Source organism: Paenibacillus tianjinensis (assembly GCF_017086365.1).
In the GTDB taxonomy this organism is placed as follows: domain Bacteria; phylum Bacillota; class Bacilli; order Paenibacillales; family Paenibacillaceae; genus Paenibacillus_AQ; species Paenibacillus_AQ tianjinensis.
Window position 1 is genome coordinate 1,606,309 of sequence record NZ_CP070969.1, and the last position, 17,268, is coordinate 1,623,576.

19 protein-coding genes are annotated in these 17,268 nt (G+C 52.0%); 17 read left to right on the forward strand and 2 right to left on the reverse strand.

Translation table 11 applies throughout. The features are described from left to right. The 15 genes from spoVAD to JRJ22_RS07085 all read left to right on the forward strand — a co-directional run bounded on the left by spoVAD (window position 1) and on the right by JRJ22_RS07085 (window position 13,922). Window positions 1-1,035, forward strand: a complete 1,035-nt coding sequence (gene spoVAD / locus JRJ22_RS07015) for a stage V sporulation protein AD (protein ID WP_206103824.1) — start codon at window positions 1-3, stop codon at window positions 1,033-1,035. Further along, a complete protein-coding gene (gene spoVAE, locus JRJ22_RS07020; protein ID WP_054939558.1) occupies window positions 1,032-1,382 on the forward strand; it encodes a stage V sporulation protein AE in 351 nt (116 codons plus the stop codon). The genes spoVAD and spoVAE overlap by 4 nt, the downstream gene beginning before the upstream one ends. 185 nt (window positions 1,383-1,567) lie before the next feature. Next, window positions 1,568-3,010 carry a methyl-accepting chemotaxis protein gene (locus JRJ22_RS07025; protein WP_206103825.1) on the forward strand — a complete coding sequence of 481 codons (1,443 nt, stop codon included), beginning with the start codon at window positions 1,568-1,570 and terminating at the stop codon, window positions 3,008-3,010. Window positions 3,011-3,285: 275 nt separating this feature from the next. After that, window positions 3,286-4,242, forward strand: coding sequence for an AAA family ATPase (locus JRJ22_RS07030; protein ID WP_206103826.1), 957 nt, complete (start codon window positions 3,286-3,288; stop codon window positions 4,240-4,242). A gap of 2 nt (window positions 4,243-4,244) precedes the next feature. Next, window positions 4,245-5,495 carry a DUF58 domain-containing protein gene (locus tag JRJ22_RS07035; RefSeq protein WP_206103827.1) on the forward strand — a complete coding sequence of 417 codons (1,251 nt, stop codon included), beginning with the start codon at window positions 4,245-4,247 and terminating at the stop codon, window positions 5,493-5,495. Continuing rightward, window positions 5,492-7,720 (forward strand): DUF4129 domain-containing transglutaminase family protein, encoded by a 2,229-nt coding sequence (locus tag JRJ22_RS07040; protein ID WP_206103828.1) that lies wholly within the window; start codon window positions 5,492-5,494, stop codon window positions 7,718-7,720. Before JRJ22_RS07035 ends, JRJ22_RS07040 begins: the two co-directional genes overlap by 4 nt. Window positions 7,721-7,800: 80 nt before the next feature. Continuing rightward, window positions 7,801-8,328: a YqeG family HAD IIIA-type phosphatase gene (locus JRJ22_RS07045; protein ID WP_206103829.1), complete on the forward strand. Its 528-nt coding sequence runs from the start codon at window positions 7,801-7,803 to the stop codon at window positions 8,326-8,328. After that, window positions 8,325-9,452, forward strand: a complete 1,128-nt coding sequence (gene yqeH, locus JRJ22_RS07050) for a ribosome biogenesis GTPase YqeH (protein WP_206103830.1) — start codon at window positions 8,325-8,327, stop codon at window positions 9,450-9,452. The genes JRJ22_RS07045 and yqeH overlap by 4 nt, the downstream gene beginning before the upstream one ends. Before the next feature lie 35 nt (window positions 9,453-9,487). Then, window positions 9,488-10,354: a shikimate dehydrogenase gene (locus tag JRJ22_RS07055; RefSeq protein WP_206103831.1), complete on the forward strand. Its 867-nt coding sequence runs from the start codon at window positions 9,488-9,490 to the stop codon at window positions 10,352-10,354. A 46-nt stretch (window positions 10,355-10,400) separates the two neighbouring features. Continuing rightward, window positions 10,401-10,694, forward strand: coding sequence for a ribosome assembly RNA-binding protein YhbY (gene yhbY / locus JRJ22_RS07060; protein WP_036697934.1), 294 nt, complete (start codon window positions 10,401-10,403; stop codon window positions 10,692-10,694). Between the two features lie 34 nt (window positions 10,695-10,728). Beyond that, entirely contained in the window at window positions 10,729-11,331 is a 603-nt protein-coding gene (locus JRJ22_RS07065; RefSeq protein ID WP_206103832.1) for a nicotinate-nucleotide adenylyltransferase, read from the forward strand. Further along, window positions 11,303-11,881 carry a bis(5'-nucleosyl)-tetraphosphatase (symmetrical) YqeK gene (yqeK, locus tag JRJ22_RS07070; RefSeq protein WP_206103833.1) on the forward strand — a complete coding sequence of 193 codons (579 nt, stop codon included), beginning with the start codon at window positions 11,303-11,305 and terminating at the stop codon, window positions 11,879-11,881. Before JRJ22_RS07065 ends, yqeK begins: the two co-directional genes overlap by 29 nt. Beyond that, entirely contained in the window at window positions 11,878-12,225 is a 348-nt protein-coding gene (rsfS, locus tag JRJ22_RS07075; RefSeq protein ID WP_206103834.1) for a ribosome silencing factor, read from the forward strand. The genes yqeK and rsfS overlap by 4 nt, the downstream gene beginning before the upstream one ends. Then, complete coding sequence (locus JRJ22_RS07080; RefSeq protein ID WP_206103835.1) at window positions 12,222-13,136, forward strand: CvfB family protein; 915 nt, start codon at window positions 12,222-12,224, stop codon at window positions 13,134-13,136. Before rsfS ends, JRJ22_RS07080 begins: the two co-directional genes overlap by 4 nt. A 15-nt stretch (window positions 13,137-13,151) precedes the next feature. Beyond that, entirely contained in the window at window positions 13,152-13,922 is a 771-nt protein-coding gene (locus JRJ22_RS07085; protein ID WP_206105015.1) for a class I SAM-dependent DNA methyltransferase, read from the forward strand. Between the two features lie 124 nt (window positions 13,923-14,046). Here the strand turns inward: JRJ22_RS07085 and JRJ22_RS07090 are convergent, their stop codons facing one another. Further along, window positions 14,047-14,205 carry a hypothetical protein gene (locus JRJ22_RS07090; protein ID WP_054939566.1) on the reverse strand — a complete coding sequence of 53 codons (159 nt, stop codon included), beginning with the start codon at window positions 14,203-14,205 and terminating at the stop codon, window positions 14,047-14,049. 99 nt (window positions 14,206-14,304) lie between these two features. On the opposite strand from JRJ22_RS07090, the gene JRJ22_RS29445 reads away from it, so the two are divergent. Next, the gene (locus JRJ22_RS29445) at window positions 14,305-14,430 is read left to right on the forward strand and encodes a hypothetical protein (protein ID WP_269751874.1); all 126 of its coding nucleotides are present in this window, start codon (window positions 14,305-14,307) and stop codon (window positions 14,428-14,430) included. A gap of 4 nt (window positions 14,431-14,434) precedes the next feature. Here the strand turns inward: JRJ22_RS29445 and JRJ22_RS07095 are convergent, their stop codons facing one another. Then, the gene (locus JRJ22_RS07095) at window positions 14,435-15,391 is read right to left on the reverse strand and encodes an ArsR/SmtB family transcription factor (protein WP_206103836.1); all 957 of its coding nucleotides are present in this window, start codon (window positions 15,389-15,391) and stop codon (window positions 14,435-14,437) included. 346 nt (window positions 15,392-15,737) lie between these two features. On the opposite strand from JRJ22_RS07095, the gene arfA reads away from it, so the two are divergent. Next, window positions 15,738-17,267, forward strand: a complete 1,530-nt coding sequence (gene arfA / locus JRJ22_RS07100; protein WP_206105016.1) for an arabinosylfuranosidase ArfA — start codon at window positions 15,738-15,740, stop codon at window positions 17,265-17,267. The last annotated feature ends 1 nt before the right edge of the window (window position 17,268 follow it).

Genomic DNA, 17,268 nt, shown 5'->3' on the forward strand with positions numbered 1-17,268 from the left:
ATGGAGCAGCTAGGCAGCCAGACCTGGAAGTTCACTACCCGTCCTGTCATTCTTGGTTCCTCTGCCGTCGTAGGGCCGGAGGAAGGGGAGGGACCGCTAGCATCGGATTTTGATTTCATTTATGATTCGCTCGAAATGGGCGAGAAGACTTGGGAAAAAGCAGAGCGTGCCCTGTTCGAAAAAGCCTCCAAGCTGGCGCTGATGAATGCCGATCTTGAGCAGGACAAGCTGGAGTTTTTTGTCGGCGGTGATTTGATGAATCAGATTATCAGCAGCTCCTTTGCGGCCAGAAAGCTGGGCGTACCCTATCTCGGGGTCTTCGGGGCCTGTTCCACCTCCATGGAGAGTCTAGCCATCGCCTCAATGATTGTTGATTCCGGAGGCAGCAAATATGCCCTGGCCGGAACCTCAAGCCATAACTGCACAGTGGAGAAGCAATTCCGTTATCCGACCGAATACGGGTCACAAAAGCCGCCGACCGCCCAATATACCGTTACAGGTTCAGGCTGTGCGGTTGTCGGCCGCAATGACGGCAGTGCACAGGGGATTCATGTGGTATCTGCAACGATCGGCAAAATTATGGACTTGGGGCTAACCGACCCATTCAATATGGGGACCGCCATGGCCCCGGCTGCAGCAGATACGATTACTGCCCATTTTCGTGATACGGCCCTGTCACCCGGGTATTATGATTTAATTGTGACCGGTGACCTTGCTTCCGTAGGTCTGCCAATTGCCAAAGAGTTGCTGGCCAAAGAGGGCATTCCGATGGAACAAACGACGTTTAATGACTGCGGACTGCTTATTTTCGACCTGGATAAGCAAAAATATGTGATTGCAGGAGGAAGCGGCTGCGGCTGTTCAGCCGTTGTAACTTATGGACATATTCTTAAACGGATGAAAAAAGGAGAGCTGAAGCGTGTGCTCATCGTAGCAACCGGAGCACTGCTCTCACCGCTGTCTTACCAGCAGGGGGAGAGCATTCCCTGCGTGGCGCATGCCGTAGCTCTTGAGAGCGGAGGTGAAGAGCAGTGATCTACTTATGGGCGTTTCTCATTGGCGGGGCAATTTGTGTAATCGGCCAATTGATGTTCGATGTGCTCGCGCTGACCCCCGCCCACACGATGAGTACACTCGTAGTGGCAGGGGCGGTAGCCGACGCGTTCGGACTGTATGATCCGCTGGTGAAATTTGCCGGAGCCGGAGCCAGTGTGCCGATTACGAGCTTCGGGAACTCCTTGGTGCATGGTGCATTGACGGAATTGGAACGGGATGGCTGGGTCGGTGTGGTAACAGGCATTTTCGATGTGACCAGCGCCGGGATCTCCTCGGCAATTGTCTTCTCATTCCTGGCAGCGCTGGTCGTAAGACCGAAGGGTTAGAGGTTTTGAACAGCAGGAAGTGCCTGCGAACAAAGATCGCCGTGAAGGCGGTCTTTTTTTTTGCTCTGTGCCTTATCTGGGATATAAATAAATTGTCGAATATTGACGATATAAACTCAGGGTATATAAAAATGACAGGGGACGTGCAGAGGTTGCAAAATGAACGTAAAACTGAATTATTCTGGATGAGAAACAAAATTATTATTACTATTTTTTGGGTGGTAACTGTGGTTGGAGTCATTCTTGCCTTTCAGGTTCCAAAATTGTGGGGGACAAGTGCGGTCGCTGTTCCGCTGGCGGTGGCACTCAGCTTATGCAACTGGAAACGAAAAGGTGTGCTTGTAATTCCATGGATTATCACAGTGATCCTAACTTTGATGGCTTTCTATTTAACTTTAAGCTCTGTGGATGGTTTGGTGGTGCTGCTGCTCTGTTCTTTGCTGCTGCTCTATCCTCACTATAAATATTATGCGGTTTCAGCCGCCGTGAGTGCTGTCAATATTCTGGTCCAGCTGTTAAACGGAGCTGAGGCCTCAGAGGCTGACAGCAAACTGATGCTCTATTTTACCAGCCTCGGGCTGTACATTATCATCAGCGTCGTGCTGTTGGTAGTCTCCTACCTGAATGAGAAGCTGCAGTCAAAGAGCGACCAGCAGCGGGAGCAGGTAGAAACCGCCAGCACTCAGGTGGAGTACCTTCTTAGCCGTGTGAAAACTGCGGTGGACGGTCTATATGCATTCACAGCCAGATTCAAAGAAGAGGTAGAAATGACTGGGGCCATAACAAGTGAAGTGGCAATCGGATTCCAGGAGGTTTCCAAGGGTATTGAGTATCAGGCAACCAGTATCGGAGAAATCACGGAAGCGATTGCAGTTTCGGACCAGCATATCCGCGATGTTGCCGGCTATTCCCAGGAAATGAAGGAGCTGTCGGAAGCGACTGCTGCGGTCAGTGAGCAAGGCAGCGGCAACGTCACAATGCTGGCGGGTCAAATCTCAGAGCTTACTGAAACGATGGATATTACCTCCACACAGATGCAGGAGTTCAGCCGGCGCAGCCTGGATATCAATGAAATGCTTGAAGGAATTATGCAAATCTCCAGACAGACCAATCTGCTTGCCCTTAATGCGTCCATTGAAGCTGCCCGTGCCGGTGAACATGGCCGCGGTTTCGCGGTAGTTGCCGGAGAGGTGCGGAAGCTGGCCGAAAGTTCCGGCAAGACAGCGGATTCTATCAGTGAAGTCATCGCGGGCCTGCAGCAGCAGACACAGACATTGATCGCACAGTTTGAACAGAGCCGCAGCATTCTGCAGACCGGACAGGAGTCGGTGCAACGGACGGAAGAGGTATTTCAATCAATTCAGCTCAACGCTCAAAAGGTGCTGGCCCAAGCCGGTGAGGTGGAGCAAAGCTCAGCGGGCATGAAGCATTTCTCGGAAAAAGTGGTGAGCGAAATAACAGAGTTCTCCAGTGTTACCGAGCAGTCCAGCGCAGCTACTGAAGAAATTCTGGCCGGTGTGGAAGAACAGCGCCGGATGACGGATAACATGGTGGGCAGCTTCAAACAGCTTGAAGGTCTAATTGTAGGTTTGAATGAACTGGTAAGCGACCACAATCAAACGAATTAAGAGAATGGCTGAAACAGGGCAGTGCTTCTCCAGATCCGGGAGAGCGCTGCCCTGTGTTTTGGTTTACTGACTTTTTGCTGCGGATATAGGAAGTGTGCTGGATTGATTTTTGTAATATATTACAAGAAATAGGCGGTTTCGCTACTCATATTTGTAAAACGGGCTATATGTTAGGATATATGCAATTTCACCTCCTTCAATAATGTACTTTGGGTCCCATAATCATGTAAAATATAATTATTACTGTTTATTCTGACATTGGAGGTCTACCATATATGCCCGTACGTCAAGAATCAACGCAAATTATGAAGGCTGTGCGCTCTAATCTGGAATCCTGCATACTCGGCAAAACTTTTGAAATTGAACTCCTGCTCACGGCACTCTTGGCTGGTGGACATGTCCTGATTGAGGATGTGCCGGGAACCGGCAAAACCCAGCTGATACGGGCGTTGTCACGATCCATGTCCGGCGATTACCGGCGGATTCAATGCAATCCGGATATTCTGCCAAGTGATATTACCGGGGTATCTGTCTATCATCCCCGGGATGAAATGTTCCATTTCCGGCCCGGTCCGGTCATGACCAACATTCTGCTGGCGGACGAAATTAACCGGGCTACGACCAAGACGCAGTCGGCGCTGCTTGAGGTCATGGAGGAACGGAATGTAACCGTGGACGGCGAGACCTATCCGCTTCCCCATCCCTTCATGCTCTGTGCAACTCAGAACCCGATTGATTTCGAAGGCACATATACACTGCCGGAAGCCCAGCTCGACCGCTTTATGCTGCGGATCAGCCTTGGTTATCCGGATAGCGAAACCGAGAAGAATCTGCTGCTGAGCCACCAGGACGGACAGCCGGTGGACAAGCTCACACCGGTCACGGGCATGGAGCAGATCGCTGTTATTCAAGAGGAGATTCGTGAGGTGTATGTCAGTGATCCGGTGCTGAACTATCTGCTGGACATCGTGCGCCAGACCCGGGAGCATCCGCTGGTGCTGCTGGGTGCGAGCCCGCGGGCCTCGCTGTCATTCATGATGGCGTGCAAAGCCTACGCCTTCCTGCAGGAACGTGATTATGTGCTGCCGGATGATGTGAAGATCCTGGCCCCATACGCCCTGGGACACCGCATCATTCTCCGTCCGGAATCGCGGCTTGACAATGTGAGTGTGGAATCCCTGCTTCAGAAGCTGCTGCAGAGCATCCGTGTGCCAGTTACGATGAGGCAATAAAGATGAAGAATTATCTGTCTGGGGCGGCCGCTGTCATCCAGCCACGAAAATTCGCCGGTATACTCGCAATTTGGGCTGTTACGCTGCTCTATGTGCTGTTTCAGGGCGGCAAGACCTCATTCATGCTGTTCATTATGGTCTCCGTGCTCATTCTTTATTTGGTTATCGGCGCCCTTGGCGGAGTCCGGAGGGCCAAGGGTACACGCAGCCTGTATTCGGAGCAGGAGAAGCCTGAGCTGCTCTACGCAGGCGGCTATCTGCGTGTGAAGCTGAACATCACCATTCCGGGCTTTCTGCCGTTGCCGTATGTAGTGGTAAGAGAAATTCTGAAGCGCCATAACGGCGAGTCCTGGGTATTTGAAGAGAGTCTGGTTCCAAGCCTGAGAGGCCAGGGAGAGCTGCTGTTTCAGACACCGGCACTGGAGCGGGGCAGCTACACGTTCGAGAACACGGATATTATTGCTGAGGATATTTTCGGACTGGTAGAGCATAAAGGCACATTCAAGGCCGAAGGGCAGTTCCGTGTGCTCCCCCGCGCAGTATTTGTGCCGCGCTGGCATCTGTATGAGCGCAGATCACGGCTGGCCGGGCTGCAAACCTCACTGCTCCATTCGCGGCGTGAGACAACACAGATTAACGGTGTGCGCGATTATATCTACGGCGACCGGTTAACACGCATCCACTGGAATGCCACTGCCAAGACCGGCGAATGGAAGTCCAAGGAATTTGAGCATGAATCGGTGCCTAAGACTATCCTGGTGCTGGACGGCAGTTACATGGCTTATGGCAGCTCCAGCCAATTTGAGCTGGCGGTTTCCATTACAGCTTCGCTGCTGGGATTTGGCATCCGTGACCGGATCGGCATCGGGCTCTGCTGCCTGGACAGGACGACCAAGGTATTCAGTCCTGCCGAAAGCGCGGCGGAGCGGCAGAAAATGATTCAATATCTGATTGATATCAATGCCGAAGGCCGGGGGCCGCTCGTGCCAAGGCTGGAAAAAGGCCACCGCATGTTTCCGAAAGGGGCATATTTCGTTCTGATCAGCCCGCAAAGCGGCCAGCCGGTGCTGGATGTGATGCGCTGGGCGGAGAGCCGGGGAATGACCCCTTCGCATATTCAGGTACGCAATCCAGCCGGTAAGGCCGGCAGCGGGGAATGGCTGGATGTTCTGAAATCACGCGGGGTGACGGGGTATAGCATCAGCTCCCTGCAGGAGCTTCCTGCAATCCTTGGAGGTGATACTGCAGTATGAACCGCTGGTGGAACGGAATCAAATCATCCTGGCATCATTCCTTCAGCCTCCTCTGGCTGGTACTCATTGCCCTGCAGTGGGTGTCCTTCACAGAACCTTTCTGGCTGGAAACGACTACATCGGCTGTACTGCTAACCCTTGCAGCTGTGGCCGTTATTGAAATTCTTTTACCGGTTAAATGGGGCTACCGGCTGGTTCTTGAAGCACTGGCCATGCTGTACGTGGTATACCGGCTGATCCTGTACAACAAAATCTATGTCCCTGATCCCTGGGCTCCGGCACTGCGTGACCGGCTGCCTGATACCGCAGCTCATATGGTCCCGTATATATGGTTTGCTCTGGCTGCCGGAGCCTTGCTGCTGCTGTCCTCCTGGTGGGTCTCCTCGAAAGCACGGATTCTGATGTTTCTCACCGCGAATATAGTTGCTTTTGCCGCACTGGACTCTTTTACTTCATCTATACTTTGGCAGGAGGTTGCCTGGACGGTGTTTTCCGGAATGGGCTGGCTGGTCACCCAGCATTTGCGGAGCTTCCAATTGCATTATCCGCGGGGCTGGACCTACCTGCTGCGTTACCCTTTTAAAGTAGCGGTCAATATTGCCATTATCTTCTCTCTGGTTATTGTTACTGGCGTTAATATGCCTGATGTGCGGCCTACATTGACCGATCCCTATACAGCCTGGCAGGATTGGAATGGCGTAGGGAAATCCTCCGGTTCAGGAACCTCAGGATCTTCGGAGGCAGGCGAGGGCGGAGCGGCAGCAGGCAGTTCCTCTTCCGGTTATAGTCTTGATGATAATAATTTAGGCGGAGGCTTTAATTTCGATTATTCACCGGTTATGACCGTAACCTCCGATTTGCGGACCTATATGCGCGGAGAGTCACGCAGCGTGTATTCCGGCAAAGGCTGGAGCGATGACGACCGGCTTAAACGGGGACCGCTGGAAAAGGCCTCAGTAGGAGCGGAATTGGACCGGGCAACGGCCTCCAAAGGAGAGACCCGGACATTGCAGCAGACCGTTAAGCTGCTCGGCAATAATGATTATCCGGTACTGTTTGGCGCTTATTCCATCTCCAAAGTGGATTCTGTCGACGGTGAAGAGGCTGGTAACGGCCTGTTCTGGCGGAGTGTGGACAGCGAGATGCTCTGGGGTTCCACTGAAGATCTGGCCTATCCGCAAACCTATGTACTGACCTCGGAGATTCCCGTTGTTTCAGTCCAGGAGCTGAGCAAGCAGACCTATGATCAGCTTTACACAAACCAGGATATTACGAGATACCTTCAGCTGCCGGATAATTTTCCTAAACGGGTCAGTGATTTGGCTGAGAACATTACCCAAAGCGCACAGACTCCTTACGAAAAAGTAGCCCTGCTGCAGCAATATTTGCAGGTGAATTTCCCGTATACGAATCAACCGGATCTCTCCCGTAAAAAGAGCAGGGATATGGTGGAAAGCTTCCTGTTTGAGATTATGGAGGGGTATTGCGATTATTATTCGACAGCGCTTGTAACGATGGCCCGTTCGCTCGATATCCCGGCCCGCTGGGTAAAAGGTTATGCCCCGGGTGAGCAGGCAGAGCTGCCCGATAATCTGGCGCAGCAGGGCATTGTTAACAATAATTACACCATCACCAATGCCGATGCCCATTCGTGGGCGGAGGTGTATTTCGGAGACTATGGCTGGATTCCGGTGGAAGCGACACCCGGTTTTACCGTCCCGCTGCTGACTCAGAGCGAGGAGACGGTCACTGAGGAGCCCGAGCAGCCGGAAGAGGAAAAGGCCGAGCCGCAGCAAGCGGCAGCCGGCAAGGATTCCTCGGAAGGAAACTTGCACCTCGGAGTATGGAGTTTCTCAGCAGCTGCAGCTATACTGCTGCTCTGGGCAGGTTATCAGCTCTGGCAGCACCGTATGAGCCTGCGCTTCCTGATTCAGCGGCTGCGTAACGGCCAGCCGTTGTCACCGGTGCAAAAAGTTGTAGTTGAAACAGAGCGCTGGGTAAGGTATTTACGCAGAAAGGGCATGCTGAAAGAAGAGCATGAAACCCTGCGCGAGGCAGTCGGCCGCTGGAGCCGTGAGACTCCGGAAGCCGCGGGCAGCCTCTCTTCACTGCTCCGGTTGTTCGAGCAGGCGAAATACAGCCCGGATGTTATAGAAGACAAAGACTGGCGCAGCGTGTATACTGAAGCTTTGCGGCTTCAGCGAAGCCTTAGAACACGCAGATAAACCCTAAGCGGCTCAGCAGGTTCATTTGCGAAGCGCAAAGAGTATGTTATAGTTTTTTGTATGAAATCGAGGTGAACGTATTGTTTGAAAGGTTAGTTCCGAAACTCCGGGTGAACACGGTATTTGATATTGGGCTGGAAGAGCTGTACCAGAAGGGATACCGGGGCATCATTACGGATCTGGATAATACGCTGGTCGGCGCCAAAGCCCCACTGGCTACTCCGGAGCTGCTGCTGTGGTTCGCGAAGGTGAAAGAGCTTGGCTTCAAGCTGATCATTGTATCGAACAACAACATGGACCGGGTGTCACGCTTTGCAACGCCGCTGAATATTGAATTTGTTCATCAGGCCCGCAAACCGAGCAATACACCGTTCCTTAAGGCGATGAAGCTGATGGGGCTTACGCCGGAACAGACGATCGTAGTCGGCGATCAGATGCTTACGGATGTATACGGCGGAAACCGGCTGGGTCTGTACACTGTATTGGTATTGCCAATCTCCGTTAAGGACGAAGGGATTGGAACAAGAATTAACCGCCGGGTTGAGCAAATTGCACTGACACGGCTTCGCAAGCAAGGATTGTGGCACGAGGAGGATAAACCCCAATGAATCAACAGAATGAAACTCAGCGCCCTGCTAAATGCAGCGGCTGCGGGATTACGCTGCAGACCGGGAACAAGGAGCTTCCGGGCTATATCCCGGAGGTTGCCTTTGAACGGGAACCGGTCATCTGCCAGCGCTGTTTCCGGATTAAGAACTATAATGAAGCTTCTTCCGTATCCGTCGATCAGGATGAATTTCTTCACCTGCTTAGCGGAATAGGCGAGAAGAATGCGCTTGTGATCCATATCGTGGATCTGTTTGATTTTGAAGGCAGCCTGATTTCCGGCCTGCAGCGGTTCGTAGGCAACAATCCGGTTATCCTTGCAGTGAACAAATGTGACCTGCTGCCGAAGGTGACGAACTGGAACAAGCTGCGTAACTGGATGCAGCAGCGCTGTAAGGAGCATGGCCTGCGGACAGCCGAAATTGTACTTGTCAGCGCCAAACGCAATCAGGGCTTCGAACGCCTGCTGGAGACGGTTAGCGAGCTGCGCGGACAACGGGACATCTACGTCGTTGGTGCAACGAATGTGGGCAAGTCAACGCTGATCAACCGCCTGATCTCCGATTACAGTGATCTGGAGCAGGAGCTGACGACTTCACGTTATCCCGGCACAACGCTGGATACGGTCAAAATCCCGCTGGATGACGGCCACTATATTATTGATACACCGGGAATTGTATATCCTTGGCGTTACAGCGAGCTGGTGGAGCGGCGTGATCTTGGCGCAGTGATGCCGGAGAATCCGCTTAAGCCTGCAGTTTATCAGCTTAATGAAGGTCAGACGCTGTTCTTCGGCGGGCTTGGACGCTTTGACTTCATTCAGGGTCCGCGGCAATCCTTCACCTGCTACATCAGCACGACCCTTAAGATACATCGTACGAAGCTCGAGCGCGCGGATTCCCTGTATAAGGACCACCGCGGCGAGCTGCTAACACCACCGGTAGCGGCAGATATGGATAAGCTTCCGCAATGGCAGCGCCATGAATTCCGGATCGGCCGCGGCAGCCAGACCGATCTGTTCATCTCCGGCCTCGGCTGGATCAAGGTAAATGGGACAGAAGGCGCAGTAGTGGCTGTTCATGTTCCGCGGGGAGTTAAGGTGCTGACCCGCCCTTCGTTGATTTAGCTGTAAGCTAACAAATTTGCTTGGAGGATCGGCCTATGAACGACAGAAACATGGACATGCTGCTTGGCGTCATGGGCGATCCGATCGCCCAGTCGAAATCACCTGTGATGCACACAGCAGCACTGAAAGCGCTGGGTATACCGGGTGCCTATGTACCCCTTCATATTAGCAGCAGTCAGCTTGGTGAAGCGGTGCAGGCGATCCGTACGCTCGGCTTCCGCGGAGTCAACGTGACGATTCCGCATAAAGTTGCAGTCATGGAGTATCTGGACAAGCTGGATGAGAGCGCACTTACCGGAGGCGCGGTAAATACCATTGTCAATGATAATGGTGTGCTGACCGGATATAATACCGACGGTATCGGATATGTGCGCTCACTGAAGGCGGAAGCAGTGCCGGAGCTGTCCGGCACCCGTATCCTGGTCCTCGGGGCCGGAGGTGCGGCAAGAGGCATTGTCAGCGCTTTGCTTAAGGAGAACCCGGCCTCTATCGTTATCGCTAACCGCTCTGCGGACAAAGCGCAGGAGCTGGCGGCAGCATGGCAGGTTACAGGCAAAGTAACAGGCACGGCTATGGATGGGGCTGCCGGTATAATTCCGGAAGCGGACATAGTCATCAATACCACATCTGTCGGCATGTTCCCATACCCTGACGAGCTGCCCATCGACCCCGGGCTTCTGCACGGGAGGCTCGTGGTCAGCGATCTGATCTACAACCCGCTGCGTACCCGGCTGCTGGAGGAGGGCCTGCGTGCAGGCTGCACCATTCACGGCGGTCTTGGAATGTTCATATACCAGGGCGCCTATGCGTTTGAGTATTGGACAGGGCAGGCGGCACCTACGGAGATTATGCGGCGGACGATTATAGAATGTTTTGGCGGCAGTGAAGACGAAATGGAATGACAAGTTTAGGGTAATAATATTTGTTAATTAAGGGGTTTGTTCATTTATGTTAACTGGAAAACAAAAACGTTATCTCCGCTCTTTGGCGCATCATCTTGATGCAGTATTTCAAGTCGGCAAAGGCGGCGTAAACGACCATCTGATCCGCCATATTGAGGAAGCGATTGAAAAGCGCGAGCTGATGAAAATCAGTGTGCTTAACAACAATGCAGACGATCCGAAGGAGATCGGTGCTGCCCTGGCAGAGCAGTCCGGTTCCGAGCTGGTACAGGTGATCGGTAAAACCATCGTGCTTTATAAGGAATCACGCGATAACAAAACCATTGAGCTTCCGCGTTAGACTTTTACTTGGAGAATAAGAGGAGGTACACCTCTTGAAGGTTGGAATTATGGGAGGAACCTTTGATCCTCTTCACATAGGTCACATGATGGCGGCTGAAGCCGCAAGGGATACGTATTCACTGGACGAGGTCTGGTTCATGCCCTCGCATATCCCTCCGCATAAACATGAGGCCGGAGCTTCGGGGGCGGACCGGCTGGCGATGGTACAGAGCGCGGTAGAAGGACATGAGGCGTTCCACATTCTGGACTGGGAAATTGTCCGGGGCGGAGTATCCTATACCATTGATACCGTACATAGCCTGAAGGAAGTCTATCCCCAGCATGAGTTCTATTTCATCGTTGGCGCGGATATGGTGGAATACCTGCCGAAATGGCACGGGATTGAAGAGCTGGTGGGCGTATTAACCTTCATCGGTGTAGGACGCCCTGGAACACCGCTCGATCTGGCGGCACTGCCCGGCTTCATCGCCGAGAAGGTTGTGCTCGCTGATATGCCGCTGGTGGATATTTCATCCACGATGCTCAGGTCACGTGCGGCAAGCGGCCGCTCAATCCGCTATATGGTGCCTGAGCAGGTATATGAATATGTGCAGAGGAGTGGATTGTATGGCCTACAGCCGCGAAGCGCTGATTGAGGCAGTCTCTGCCCAGATGCCAGACAAACGCTGGCAGCATACGCTGGGGGTAATGGAAACGTCGGTCAAGCTGGCCAAGCAATATGGAGCCGATCCCGTTCAGGCGGAAACAGCAGCTATACTGCATGATGTAGCCAAATATTGGCCGGTGGAGAGAATGAAGGAGATCATTGAACAGAACGGGCTGTCTGCCGATCTGCTTCAATATGACAAGCAGCTATGGCATGCTGAAGTAGGGGCATTTGTTGCGCAGCAGGAGTACGGAATTACGGACCCGGAAATCTTGGGGGCCATCCGTTACCATACTTCCGGGCGCGAAGGGATGAGCCTGCTGGAGAAGGTCGTCTGCCTGGCGGACTACATCGAGCCCGGACGGGATTTTCCGGGTGTGGACGAGATCCGCAGGCTGTCTAAGGTAAGCCTAGAAGAAGCGCTTGTCGCCGGGTTTGATTCCACTATCAGCCTGCTGCTGCAGAAGCGCCGGATTGTATTTCCGCTTACGATGCTGGCTCGCAACGACTTAGTAAGAATACTGGAGGATAAAATATGAGTGTACAATCAAGCAAGCTGCTGGAATTGGCCCTGAAAGCCGTTGAAGACAAAAAAGCGATGAATGTTGTGGCATTGGATTTGCGCAATGTTTCACCGATCAGTGATTATTTCATTATCTGTCATGGTAATTCAGATACCCAGGTACAGGCGATTGCTACAGAAGTGCGCAAAGTGGTTCATGAAGCCGGCGGTATGATCCGCGGGATTGAAGGCATGGATGCAGCCCGCTGGGTTCTGATGGATCTCGGGGATGTTGTCGTGCACGTGTTCCACCGCGATGAGCGTGAATATTACAACATCGAGCGTCTCTGGTCTGACGCCAAGGTCGTGGAGACAGTATGAGCCTGATTGCGGGTACTACGGTTACGCTGGAAGTATTGCGGGAAGTCTCTCCTTACGGCTACTTTCTGGGCGCAGGTGACCAGGATGTCATGCTGCATTATACAGAGCTGGTAGGCAGCAAGCCTAAGCAAGGCGACAAAGTGGAGGTATTTATCTTTTTTGATACCGAGGACCGTCTTGCCGCCACTATGAAGAAGCCTTATCTGACTTTAGGTGAGATGGCCCTCCTGGAAGTGGCGGATATTCATCCGCGGCTGGGCTGCTTTCTGGAAATGGGACTCGGCCGCCAGCTGCTGCTGCCGATCGCCGAGCTGCCTGAGCTTGTAGAGCTTCGGCCGCAGATCGGCGATAAGGTGTTTGTGCTGATGGAGCATGATAAGCAGGGACGTCTGCGCGCCAAGCTGGCCGGAGAGCAGGAGCTAGCTCCGCTGGCTATGCCGGCGCCGTCCTCATGGATGGGGCAAACCGTTACAGCCAGAGTCTACAAGCCGCTTCAAATGGGTACATTTGTCCTCGTGGACGGCGGGGTGCTGGGATTCGGGATCATCGGAATGGTTCATTCCTCCGAGCGCAGCCGTCTGCTGCGGCTTGGCGAACAGTTTGAAGCGCGCGTCTCGCATATCCGCGAGGATGGCCGTGTCAATCTGGCCATGACCCAGCGTAAAGAAATTGGACGGGATGTGGATTCCGCTGCCTTACTGGAGTTTCTGCAGTCCCGGCCGGGCGGAGCGATGCCTTATTCGGATGCTACGCCGCCGGATATTATCAAGCAGCGCTTTGGCATCAGCAAGTCCGCGTTCAAACGCGCGATGGGTAAGCTGATGAAGGAAGGTCTCATCACACAGAAGGAGAACTGGACCTATCTTGCAGGGGCTGAAAAAGAGAAGGCTCCGGAACAGAATCAGGAATAGAAAGCGGTGTCCATTGTGTCATCCTATGGGAAATTTGCTTATGTATACGACGAGCTGATGGCGGACATGCCGTATCCGGATTGGCTGACCTTTGCGGAAACCGCATGGGGCAAGTACGGCAAACCCCGGACCGTGGCCGAGCTTGGCTGCGGTACGGGCAGTATCACCATTCCGCTTGCTGCGGCAGGCTATCACATGACCGGCATCGATTTATCTTCCGACATGCTGTCCGTGGCACAGCAGAAGATGGAACAGCATCCGCAGGGACGGCGGTTTTTACGCGAGGGCAGCGTGCGCTGGATCCGACAGGACATGAAGGAGTGGGAGCTGCCGGAGCCGGTAGATGCCGTGATCTCTTTCTGTGACTGTCTGAACTATGTGCTCGAAGAGCAGGATATTCAAGCGGTTCTGGCCCGGACATACGCAGGCCTCAAAGACGGGGGGACTTTTCTGTTTGATGTCCATCATCCGAATACACTGCTCCGTTATGAGGAGGAGCAGCCTTTTGTTCTGGATGAGCCTGCCGTGTCCTATATCTGGACTTGTGAGCTGGATGTGCCGCGCCGTGAAATTGAGCATCATCTGTCTATATTCGCCCGTGAAGAGAGTGGCAGCGGCCTCTACCGCCGTTTCGAGGAGACGCATATCCAGCGCGCTTATGATCCGCAGTGGCTGACAGACGAGCTGTACAAGGCCGGATTCAGTCTCGTTAAGACGTATGCCGATTTCGAATGGATCCCGGCAGATGACAGTGCCCAGCGTCTTTTTTATGTAGCTGTGAAATAATCTTATGTATATAGGGGTCCTTGCCTGCCGGGTGAGGGCCTTTTTGCTGTCCCGCTGACGGAGTATTGGACTATAAGGGAACCGGCCTGTACTTGCAGTACAGAGCCGGCATCTTCCAACCTTTTTACCGGTGCTCAAACAAGTCGATGGTGCCCAGTACAATATGCGCCAGACCAAAGCCAAGCACGCCGGTTGCGGCCAGCTTATATTTGCTTCCAAGAAAAGCTGCGCCGGAAGCGGAAACTACGGTACCAAGAACGGTGGGGATCAGACCTTCACGCATATGAAACACTCCTTCTCGGTGGTATGGGAGACAGGAGTTATTGTTCGTTAGCCGGCCCCGAAATATGTATCAGGAAGCAGAAGGGCTAATATGGTTTAAATGGATTTAAATAAAACGGAAACCGTCCTGGCGATTATGGCCTTATTCCTCGGCTTTCAGAAGGAGTTAAGTTACCACACCAAAAAGCAAACCTCCATTGCCGGAGGTTTGCTTTTTGGCGTATAGAAAACTATTCCATAGATGAAGAGGTGAGGAGGCTGCCTGCTTCTTCTATCTCGTGGACGTTGTAGAGTACACGGGCGAGCAAATCCTGGCTGTAGTTGCCAAAATGCTTGCCGTAAATGGTCAACCCGCGTTTGTTAACCGGTTTGTCGGTAACGGCAATGCGGAAGGTCAGCTCGCTTTTGTAGTCCAGCTTAATATCGTCCAGTGTAATGTCAGAAATGCGGCAGCCGTCGATGAAGCTGCCTTCATTGTTAATCCGGATCAGCTTAAGCATGCCGTACTGATTCAGGTGAGGCGGCCACCAGTCAGGATTAAACGTGCCGCGCTGGTCACCGAAGTCTCCGGGACTGGTCCAGTATCCGATTTCAATCCCGTTCACATAAAAGTACAGGTCGGAAGGATAGTTGTCGTTGAACCCTGGTGCTTCGGAACCGATTTCCATGGAGAACTGAATCTCACGGAAGGTCTGGTTTGCCTTCAGATAGTTCGGAATACGGTATTCCAGGAAACCTTCTGCCATCCAGATAATCTCTGAATCAATCCGCTGGGGATCGGCGAAGTAACGAGGCTCGTCGAAGTCACCGATAATGCTGTCCTTGGTAGCCAGCCCGCAGGTTGGAACGGCCTGATAGTTGCTGTAATGCCCAACCTGGATTTCAACCTCATAAAGGTTGTCGACATCCTTGCTGCGCAGATCGACCATCAGTTTATCCTTATTTAAGTAACATACCTTCTGGATGCCGTGTTTACCTACTGAAGTATTGATTTCGATGAGGCCGCTTTCTTCCAGCTTCTTAATGTGCATGGTGATGGCGCCGTTGCTGAGATTCAGCTTTTTGGCAATTTCATTCAGGTTAAGTGCCTGATTAGTGGCTAGTAATTCCAGAATCTGAATCCGGATTTCAGAGCTAAGCGCTTTGAAGATTTCAATGCCACTCATTAAATCTTTGATATAAATCATATCAAACCTTCTTCCGCAGACGTCATAAAATAACTATTTTATAAAATTATAAACTAATTGAGGTGAAAAGGAAAGCTTTCTTCCTTTATTTGTGATAAACAATTAAATTTAAGCTAATATTAATTGAATCGTATGCTTTATTTTAAACTTATGTGAATATAGTTTTATGAATCATTGCAAAAATTCGAACATTGTTTCAGAAAAAGCCTATATTTATGGTTTGTTTTGAAGAGTTATAAATAGATTTATGCTTTTGTGTTTACAACCTGGTTTATATATGTTATTTTATATCTGTAAGCGAATACATTCAAATGTTTTTTAACTAATTAATAAATATGTGAAATGGATGGTGGTCCTATTGGCGTCAGACACCCTAAGAGCGACACTTATCGCTGATAAGTCATTTGTTATCGCCGAAGTGGACAAGCGTATTTACGGCTCCTTCATAGAACACTTGGGGCGGGCGGTTTATGGCGGCATTTACGAGCCGGGGCATGCTGCTGCGGATTCCCTTGGCTTCCGGGACGATGTGAAGGCATTGGTTAAGGAACTGGATGTACCAATTATACGTTATCCCGGCGGCAATTTTGTATCCGGATATAACTGGGAGGACGGGGTAGGACCGGTGGAACGGCGTCCGAGAAGGCTGGAGCTGGCCTGGAGAACGGTCGAACCGAATGAGGTAGGCACGAACGAGTTCATGGAATGGGCCAAAGAGGTTGGCTCCGAAGTAATGATGGCAGTGAATCTCGGAACACGGGGTGTTGATGCGGCCCGTAATCTGCTGGAATACTGTAATCATCCCGGCGGTACATATTGGAGTGATCTACGTCGGCAGCATGGTGTTGCACAGCCGCATAAGATTAAAACCTGGTGTCTCGGTAATGAGATGGACGGACCCTGGCAGATCGGTCAGAAGACAGCGGCCGAATATGGAAGGCTGGCTTACGAGACGGGTAAGGCGATGCGTCTGGTCGATCCGGACATCGAGCTTGTCTCTTGCGGAAGCTCCAGCTCAGCAATGCCAACGTTCCCGGAATGGGAAGCAGTAACCCTTGAACATACCTATGACGTTGCCGATTATGTTTCCCTTCACCAATATTATGGAAACCGCGACGGCGATTCCGCCAATTTCCTGGCACGCAGTATGGATCTGGAGCATTTCATCCGCACCGTAACGGCCACCTGCGATTATATCAAAGCAAAGAAACGCAGCAAGAAGACGATGTATCTCAGTTTTGACGAGTGGAATGTCTGGTACCACTCCAATGAATCCGATACCAAGATCGAGCCTTGGACCATTGGTCCGGCGCAGCTTGAGGATCAATACAATTTTGAGGATGCGCTCCTGATTGGCAGCATGCTGATTACGTTTCTCCGGCATGCAGACCGGGTGAAGATGGCTTGTCTGGCCCAGCTGGTGAATGTCATCGCTCCGATTATGACGGAAGCAGGCGGAGCGGCCTGGAAACAGACGATATTCTATCCTTATCTTCACGCTTCCAAATATGGAAGAGGCCTTTCGCTTCAACCGATTGTCAATTCTCCTAAATATGATGCCCAGGATTACACGGATGTCCCTTACTTGGATAGTGCAATCGTATACAATGAAGAAAGTAACGAACTGACAATCTTCGCTATTAATCGACATCTAGAAGAAGCACTGGAGCTGAAATGCGATGTGCGCGGATTTGAAGGGTACCGTCTGATTGAGCATATCGAACTCCATCACGAGGATCTGAAAGCGGTTAATACTGCCCATGAGCAGCATGTGAAGCCAAGGCAGGCATCTGGAACTGAATGCAAGGACGGATTTGTGGAGACCTTGCTGTCCAAAGCTTCTTGGAATGTCATCAGGCTTGGCAAGAAAGCTTAAA

Bases quoted from the DNA above. Each gene is read 5' to 3' on its own strand.
- spoVAD (WP_206103824.1), top strand. From the start codon at position 1: ATGGAGCAGCTAGGCAGCCAGACCTGGAAGTTCACTACCCGTCCTGTC.
- JRJ22_RS07025 (WP_206103825.1), top strand. From the start codon at position 1,568: ATGAGAAACAAAATTATTATTACTATTTTTTGGGTGGTAACTGTGGTT.
- JRJ22_RS07030 (WP_206103826.1), top strand. From the start codon at position 3,286: ATGCCCGTACGTCAAGAATCAACGCAAATTATGAAGGCTGTGCGCTCT.
- JRJ22_RS07035 (WP_206103827.1), top strand. From the start codon at position 4,245: ATGAAGAATTATCTGTCTGGGGCGGCCGCTGTCATCCAGCCACGAAAA.
- JRJ22_RS07040 (WP_206103828.1), top strand. From the start codon at position 5,492: ATGAACCGCTGGTGGAACGGAATCAAATCATCCTGGCATCATTCCTTC.
- yqeH (WP_206103830.1), top strand. From the start codon at position 8,325: ATGAATCAACAGAATGAAACTCAGCGCCCTGCTAAATGCAGCGGCTGC.
- JRJ22_RS07055 (WP_206103831.1), top strand. From the start codon at position 9,488: ATGAACGACAGAAACATGGACATGCTGCTTGGCGTCATGGGCGATCCG.
- yhbY (WP_036697934.1), top strand. From the start codon at position 10,401: ATGTTAACTGGAAAACAAAAACGTTATCTCCGCTCTTTGGCGCATCAT.
- yqeK (WP_206103833.1), top strand. From the start codon at position 11,303: ATGGCCTACAGCCGCGAAGCGCTGATTGAGGCAGTCTCTGCCCAGATG.
- rsfS (WP_206103834.1), top strand. From the start codon at position 11,878: ATGAGTGTACAATCAAGCAAGCTGCTGGAATTGGCCCTGAAAGCCGTT.
- JRJ22_RS07080 (WP_206103835.1), top strand. From the start codon at position 12,222: ATGAGCCTGATTGCGGGTACTACGGTTACGCTGGAAGTATTGCGGGAA.
- JRJ22_RS07090 (WP_054939566.1), bottom strand. From the start codon at position 14,205: ATGCGTGAAGGTCTGATCCCCACCGTTCTTGGTACCGTAGTTTCCGCT.
- JRJ22_RS29445 (WP_269751874.1), top strand. From the start codon at position 14,305: ATGGATTTAAATAAAACGGAAACCGTCCTGGCGATTATGGCCTTATTC.
- JRJ22_RS07095 (WP_206103836.1), bottom strand. From the start codon at position 15,391: ATGATTTATATCAAAGATTTAATGAGTGGCATTGAAATCTTCAAAGCG.
- arfA (WP_206105016.1), top strand. From the start codon at position 15,738: ATGGTGGTCCTATTGGCGTCAGACACCCTAAGAGCGACACTTATCGCT.